At 64.7% G+C, this 7,350-nt stretch carries 7 protein-coding genes and 1 pseudogene; 7 read left to right on the top strand and 1 reads right to left on the bottom strand.

Going from position 1 to position 7,350, the window contains the following annotated elements; translation table 11 throughout:
- From Q0D45_RS09525 to greB, 4 genes are all read left to right on the top strand, one after another.
- On the top strand, window positions 1-498 hold a 498-nt coding region (locus Q0D45_RS09525; protein ID WP_293391808.1), incomplete at its 5' end, for an outer membrane lipoprotein-sorting protein.
- 15 nt (window positions 499-513) lie between these two features.
- On the top strand, window positions 514-3,252 hold the full coding sequence (locus Q0D45_RS09520) for an MMPL family transporter (protein ID WP_293391805.1): 2,739 nt from the start codon (window positions 514-516) through the stop codon (window positions 3,250-3,252).
- A 109-nt stretch (window positions 3,253-3,361) separates the two neighbouring features.
- Window positions 3,362-4,225, top strand: coding sequence for a hypothetical protein (locus Q0D45_RS09515; RefSeq protein ID WP_293391802.1), 864 nt, complete (start codon window positions 3,362-3,364; stop codon window positions 4,223-4,225).
- 18 nt (window positions 4,226-4,243) lie between these two features.
- A complete protein-coding gene (gene greB, locus Q0D45_RS09510; protein WP_293391799.1) occupies window positions 4,244-4,747 on the top strand; it encodes a transcription elongation factor GreB in 504 nt (167 codons plus the stop codon).
- A gap of 6 nt (window positions 4,748-4,753) precedes the next feature.
- Here greB and Q0D45_RS09505 read toward each other — a convergent pair whose 3' ends face one another.
- Complete coding sequence (locus Q0D45_RS09505) at window positions 4,754-5,335, bottom strand: flavodoxin family protein (RefSeq protein WP_293391797.1); 582 nt, start codon at window positions 5,333-5,335, stop codon at window positions 4,754-4,756.
- A 172-nt stretch (window positions 5,336-5,507) separates the two neighbouring features.
- Here Q0D45_RS09505 and ruvB point away from each other — a divergent pair, with 172 nt between their 5' ends.
- The 3 genes and pseudogenes from ruvB to Q0D45_RS09490 all read left to right on the top strand — a co-directional run.
- A complete protein-coding gene (gene ruvB, locus Q0D45_RS09500) occupies window positions 5,508-6,581 on the top strand; it encodes a Holliday junction branch migration DNA helicase RuvB (protein ID WP_293391795.1) in 1,074 nt (357 codons plus the stop codon).
- 85 nt (window positions 6,582-6,666) lie between these two features.
- Window positions 6,667-7,140, top strand: coding sequence for a tol-pal system-associated acyl-CoA thioesterase (gene ybgC, locus Q0D45_RS09495; RefSeq protein ID WP_293391792.1), 474 nt, complete (start codon window positions 6,667-6,669; stop codon window positions 7,138-7,140).
- Between the two features lie 30 nt (window positions 7,141-7,170).
- Window positions 7,171-7,350: pseudogene (locus Q0D45_RS09490) on the top strand (protein TolQ); the annotation flags it as partial.

Genomic DNA, 7,350 nt, shown 5'->3' with positions numbered 1-7,350 from the left:
GGCAAGAAGGACGACATCTTCCTGTTCCTGCCAGCACTGCAACGCGTGCGCAAGATCAGTGGCGGCTCCGCCGATGCGCCGCTGCTCGGCACCGATTTCAGCTACAACGACATGAAGCAGCTGCAGGCGGCGTTCGGCGATTCCCAGGCCAGCCTCGACAAGCCGACGACTCTCGAGCAGCGTTCGGTCCATGTGCTGCAACTGCAGCCGCCGGCCGGTTCCGGCGCCCGCTACAGCCGCGTTCGCGCCTATGTCGACCAGAAAACCTGCGTCGCGCTGAAGGCAGAATTCTTCGAGGGCAATGTGCTGCGCAAGGAACTCAGCGCGCCGGCCGACAGCCTGAAGCGCGCCGATGGCTACTGGTACCTGTCCGATCTGCTGATGCGCGATGTCAAGGAAAACACCAGCACCCGGCTCAAGGTGATCGGCGTGGTCGGCAGCGAGCAAGAACTGCCGTCGCGGCTGTTTGATCCCACCTCGTTCTATCGTGGCAACTGAGGCCGCAGGCGCCCGATGAACACCGTTGCCTGGCTCGGCTCGGTCGCGCAGCATCCGCGTCGTGTGCTGCTGGCGGTGGCGCTGGCGACCATCATCGGCCTGCTGCTCTGCATCGATCCGGTCAGCAGAACGGTTCGTTTCCACATCGATCCCTCCGCCGAAGCGCTGCTGCCAGTCGATGATCCCGGCCGCGCAGTGCTCGACCAGGTGCGCAGGACCTTCGGCATCGACGATCCGCTGATCGTTGCGGTGCGCTTCGAGCCCAGTGTCTACAGCGCCGAGAACTTCGAACGGATCGCCAGGCTCTCGGCGCAGTTCAAGCAATTGCCGGAAGTCAGCGAAGTGTTTTCGCTGGCGACGGCCCCGAACCTGCTGGCCAGCGGTGACGAGATCGATGTCACCTCGTTCACCGATCAGGCCGCGCGCGATCCTGCGGCGGTACAGACTTTCGCCGCGCAGATCCTCGCCAATCCGCTGTATCGCAGCACCTTGGTGTCGGACGACGGCACCACGGCGGCGTTTGCGCTGAGCACCACGGCGGCGCTGACGCCGAAGCAGTACGTGGCGCTCGATTTCGACGGCCAGGTGCGGCGTGCGGTGCAGGAGGTTGGCGGTGCCGACGCGGTTTATCTGACCGGCACCTTGCCGGTCCGGGCGGCCACCAGCGGCGCGCTGGATCGCACGCTGCGCTTCACCGTGCCGGCGGTGTTCGCGGTGATCGCCGTGCTGCTGCTGGTGACCTTCCGTAGCCCGATGGCGGCCGCTTCTGCGCTGCTGGCGGTGGCGATCGCACTGATCTGGACGGTGGCCTCGGCGGTGCTGCTCGGCATCGAGTTCAACCTGGTCAGTGCCATCGTGCCGCCGCTGGTGATCACCATCGGCCTTTCGTACACGATCCATCTGCTGGCCGCGCATTTCCTGTCGCGCAGCGAGCTGCCCGATGTGCGCGATGTCCAGCGTGCCGACTGGGTGATGAGGCGCATCTCCACCGGCCTGACCCTGTCAGCGACGACCACGGTGATCGGCTTCCTGAGCCTGCTGCTGAACCCGCTGCCGGCCGTGCGCGGCTTCGCGGTGCTGGCCAGCCTCGGCACTTTGTACGTTGGCGCGCTGACCCATCTGTTCCTGCCGGCGCTGCTCAACGCCACCGGCTGCAATCGCGAGACGCCGCCGATCGCCACCCGCGTGTTCGGCCGCTTCGCAGTGCTGTTGACCGGCTTCGATCTGCGCTGGCGGCGCTGGATCATCGGCGCATCGGCAGTGCTGATCGTGGGCGGTTTCCTCTCCGCAAGCCGCATCGAAGGCGGTGCCGATTTCATCAACAGCTTCGATGAAGACACGCCGGTCCGGCAGAATTTCGAAGCGGTCGCCAAGGCCTTCAACGGCGCCAATTTCGTCACCGTGCTGATCGACGGCAAAGCGCCCGATGCGCTGACCAATCCGACGCTGATCGATGCTGTCGACAGCTTTCAGGACTGGTTGCGCGCCCAGCCTGAAGTCGGCGCCGCGGTGTCCTTTGTCGATCAGCTGAAGCTGACCAATCTGGTGCTGCACAACAACGAACCTCTGTACTTCGGCGTGCCGGCCGATGGCGCGGCGGTCAAGCAGATCCTGCTGTTTGCCAGCAGCGAGGCGCTGAACCGGGTCATCGATCCGCAGTACCGCACGGCGGTGATCTCGCTGCGGCTCAACGTCGATGGCTCGAAGGCGATCGGCGCCTTCCTGCGCCGGGCCGAGGCGCGTGCTGCCGAGTTGCCGTCGCCGATCAATGCGCGCTTCACCGGCAGCGCGGTGCTTGCCACCCGCGCCGTCGAAGCGCTGGCCGGCGGCCACCTGGCGTCGATCGCGATTGCCGTGGTCGCCATCGGTGCGCTGCTGTCGCTGATGTTCACTTCGATCAAGGCGGGGCTGATCGCGACGGTGCCGAACATCGTGCCGATCGCGGTCTACTTCGGCACGCTCGGCGCGCTCGGCATCCCGCTGAACCCGACCACCAGCCTGATCGCCTGCATCGTGCTCGGCATCGCCGTCAACGACACCGTGCACTTCCTGGCCCGCTTCAATGCCGATGCCCGCGAGCAGGGCACCGAAGCCGGCGCGGTGCGTTCGGCGCTGGGCACGGTGCTGCGGCCGATCACCCTGGCCACGGTCTGTCTGTGCCTGGGCTTCCTGGTGTTTGCCGGCTCGGAACTCAACAACCAGCGGCAGTTCGGCGGCCTGGCCGCCTGGACTTTGTTCGTCGCCTGGATCGTCGACATGACTCTGACGCCGGCGCTCGGTTCCCGCTTGCGCATCGTCACGCTCTGGGACTTGCTGCGCCTCGATCTCGGCAAAAGTCCGCAGCACACGATTCCGCTGCTGTCGGGCTTGTCGATGCGCCAGGCCAGGCTGTTCGCGCTGATGTCGCGGCTGGAAAAGCATCCGGCCGGCACCCGGATCATCCAGGAAGGCGATCTGTCGCGGGACATCTACGTGGTGGTCGATGGTGCCGTGGAAGCGACCATCGAACGCAACGAGGAACGGCTGGTGCTGTCGACGATGACCCGCGGCGCAGTGATGGGCGAGGCCGGCTATTTCGGCCAGCGGCGCACCGCGAGTGTCGACACCACCAGCCCGGTACGCCTGCTCCGCTTCAACTCGCAGGACCTCGAAAGACTGCGCGAACGCTACCCCTCGATCGCCGCGACGGTGTTCCGCAATCTGAACCGTATCCAGGCCGAACGCATCGCGCGGATGACAGCACTGTTACGCTAGGCGCAGTCGGCGGTGATTTCGGTCACTGTCGCCGGGTGTTTACCAGCAGGTCCTAAGGCCTGCGGAAAATAAAAACAGCAAGACAAAACGTCGAGTGGGAGGAGGGGAGATGACCGTACCAATGATAGGCCGCCTCGGCATGGCGGCCGCTTGGCTGTTGCTGTTTCCGGTTGCCACGGCGGTGGCACTTGATCGCGGCGTGACGATCCTCAAGCAGCCGACTGGCAATCTGATCGTCTCCAAAGGCCGCGACGGCCTGCTGGTGATCGGCGATGTCGACATCAAGCGACCTGCGCTCATCGCTGCGACCCTGGGTGGCGAAGTGCCGAAGGCGATCGTCGATACCGATCCGGATACCGGTTTCATCATGAGCCGGGGCGACGGTTCGGTGCTGTACATGGCCAATGGCCGGTTGCTTCATGCAACGCTCGACGGCCTGCTGAAAGTGCCTTCCAGCAAGATGTCGGCAGCGACGCCGACCCGGCTGATCGTGGCGCTCGCCGATAGCGATACGGTTCATCTCAATGGCGACGAGATCGGCCTGTTCCGGGTCCAGAGCGGCCTCGTGGCCGGCGCTTGCGCAGCGCTGTTTCCGGCAGCGCACCTGCTGCATGTCGGCCGCTTGTACACGCCCGGCCAGTACCCGGCGATCGATGTCGCTCGCGGCGGCTCGATATCGGGGCTGATTGGCGCAGTCGGCCGGCTGATCAACATCGGCGGGCCGGAAGTGCAGTTCGTGCCGGCGCATGGCGAGCCGGTCAGCCGTGATCGGCTGATCGCCTACAGGAACATGCTGATGATCGTGCGCAACCGGGTGCAGGCGGCGATGCAGCGAGGCCAGACGCTGAAGCAGATTCAGGCCGCGCGGCTGACCGCCGATCTCGATCCACGCTGGGCGCGAGGCCCGGTACAGGGTGCCGACTTCGTCGCGCGGGTGCATGCCAGCCTGCTGAAGCCGCCCGGCGAGGGCTGAACGAGCCACACTGTCTGAATGAGTCGCTACCGGGAACCGCCACCGAAAAGCTCGCCGTACATCACCGCCGAAGGCGCCGCGCGCTTGCGTGCCGAGTACGAGCAGTTATGGCGCGTGCGTCGGCCCGAGGTCGTGCGGGCGCTGTCGGCTGCGGCGGCCGAGGGTGATCGTTCGGAGAACGCCGAGTACATCTACCGCAAGAAGGAACTGCGCGAGATTGATCGGCGCGTCCATTACCTGCAGTTGCGGCTGCCGGAACTGAAGGTGGTGGATGCGGTGCCGAGCGATCCGGAGCGCGTCTACTTCGGCGCCTGGCTGCAGGTGCGCGACGATCACGGCGAACAGAAGCGCTACCGGATCGTCGGCGCAGACGAGATCGATCCGGAGCGCGGCTACATCTCGATCGATTCCCCGCTGGCCCGTGCGCTGCTCAAGCGTCGGGCCGGCGAGGTGGTCAAGCTGATGCTGCCCGCTGGTGAAGCCGAGGTGGAACTGGCGGCCGTGAGCTACGGCCCACCGTAGTCCTGGCTAGCCTGTGATGCCCTTGAACTGTTTGGTGATCTGCGCGATGCGCTCACCGTACAGGCGGGCCGTTTCCAGATCCCCGGGCAGCGGACCTTCGTCGGGACCGAGATCGCTGGGTGACTGGGCAAGGGCGCCGGAGAAGCCGCCGACGTAGTTGACGTCGTTGCGCGTCGCCTTGCTGGAATTGGCCGGCATCATGCCGGTGCCGACCCAGATCATGCCGTGCTGCATCGACAGCGTGATCATGTACTGGATGGTCGAGAACTTGTCGCCGTTCATGGTCGCCGAGTTGGTGAAGCCACCGGCGATCTTGTTCTTCCACTTCTGGCCGAACCAGGGCTTGGAACTGGCATCGGCGAATTTCTTGAAGTCGGCCGACACGCCGCCCATGTAGGTCGGCGAGCCGAAGACGATGGCGTCGGCTTCTTCGAGCGCAGTCCAGACATGATCGTTGAGGTCGGCGACATTGATCAGTTGCACGCCGACACCACCGGCCCCGCTGATGCCCGCCGCAACGCTTTCCGCCTGCTTCTTCGTGTGGCCATAGCCGCTGTGATAGGCAACGACTGCCTTGACCTTGTTCATGCCTTTGCTCCTCGGGTTGTTACGAGATGGTTCTGCTGAGAATGAAGCCTGAGCTGAAGCGCTGACAACACCATAGTCCGCTGCCTGCTGCACCGATGAGACAGCAAGTCGATCGGAAGTTGCCAACGCTGCGGCATGTCCGTGCTCGCGTCGGGCTCCACTACAATGCGGCATGCCCCGTACCCACGATGACAACCCGCCGGACCGCCCCATGGAGCGGCTGATCTCTTCGGGCGCGCGCAGCGACGAGGAACGGGTCGATCGCGCGATCCGCCCGCAGCGGCTCGAGGACTACGTCGGCCAGCCGGCGGTGCGCGAGCAGATGAGCATCGCGATCAGCGCCACCCGCGCGCGCGCCGAGGCGCTGGATCACGTGCTGATCTTCGGCCCGCCGGGTCTCGGCAAGACCACTCTCGCGCACATCCTGGCTGCCGAACTCGGCGTCAACCTGCGCCAGACCTCCGGCCCGGTACTGGAGAAGGCCGGTGATCTGGCTGCGCTGCTGACCAATCTGGAACCGCGCGACATCCTGTTCGTCGACGAGATTCATCGCCTCAGTCCGGTCGTCGAGGAAGTGCTGTATCCGGCGATGGAGGATTACCAGCTCGACATCATGATCGGCGAAGGCCCGGCGGCGCGGTCGATCCGTCTCGATCTGCCGCCGTTCACCCTGATCGGCGCCACCACTCGCGCCGGCAGCCTGACCGGGCCGCTGCGCGATCGCTTCGGGATCATCCAGCGGCTGGAGTTCTACTCGGTGGCCGACCTGACCACCATCGTCAAGCGCTCGGCCTCGATCCTGAAAGTGCCGATCGACGAAGAAGGCGCCTACGAGATCGCCCGCCGCTCCCGTGGCACGCCGCGCATCGCCAACCGCCTGCTGCGCCGGGTGCGCGATTACGCCGAAGTGCGTGGTACCGGCGTGATCAGCGCGGCGATTGCCGCAGCGGCGCTGAAGATGCTCGACGTCGACGCCAACGGTTTCGACCTGATGGATCGCAAGCTGATGATGGCGCTGATCGAACGCTTCGATGGCGGCCCGGCCGGGCTCGACAATCTGGCCGCCGCGATCGGCGAAGCACGCGACACCATCGAGGATGTCATCGAGCCCTATCTGATCCAGCAGGGCTATCTGCTGCGGACGCCCAGAGGCCGTATGGTCGGCAGGCTGGCCTATCAGCACTACGGCATTCCGCTGCCCAAGCGGATCGAGCCGGATCTGTTTGCGGAGACTGGTGCCGAGTGACCCCTGCCGGATCGAAAACCTTGAACTTGAACTTGTTTGACGGGTCAATTGCTGCGCTGCCGCAAAAAACAGGGATAATCATCGGATGTCGACCCACTCCTTGAACGGGGCATCAGGCTTCTCGTGGCCCCTGCGCGTCTATTACGAGGACACCGATGTCAGCGGTGTGGTCTACCACGCCAACTATCTGAAATTCTTCGAGCGCGCTCGTACCGAATGGCTGCGCTCACTTGGCTATTCTCAGGAAAGCCTGCGTCATGAGGTTCAGGTGGCATTCACGGTCAGCCGTGTAGAAGTCGCTTTTCGTTCGCCGGCCCGGCTCGATGACGAGTTGATCGTCACGGTCGCCATCGCGGAACTGAAGCGGGCCAGCCTGGTCATGACGCAGCAACTGCGACTCGGCGATGTCGACGGCAAATTGCTGGCCGAGGCCGAAGTCAAGGTAGTCAGCGTCGATGCCACCAGTTTCAAGCCCTGCGCGCTGCCGGACGGCTTTCGCAATCGCGTCCAGGCAGTGGAAAATGCTGCATCTCGCAATCCATCAAGCAGCGCTGCATAACCGCAACCGAATACAAGGGGTAGGTATCGAATGAGTGGCACATTTTCGCTGACACAGCTGGTTCTGGAGGCCACCATCCCGGTGAAACTGGTGATCGGTGTGCTGATTGCCGCTTCTCTGGCGTCCTGGGCAGTGATTCTCGCCAAGCGCGGCCTGCTGTCGCGCATCCAGAATCAGGCGATCGCCTTCGAAACGCGCTTCTGGTCCGGC

The organism is Nevskia sp., assembly GCF_023266035.1.
Lineage (GTDB): Bacteria > Pseudomonadota > Gammaproteobacteria > Nevskiales > Nevskiaceae > Nevskia.
The sequence above is the reverse complement of the archived record's forward strand: the minus strand, read 5'-3'. Positions and strand labels throughout refer to the sequence as shown.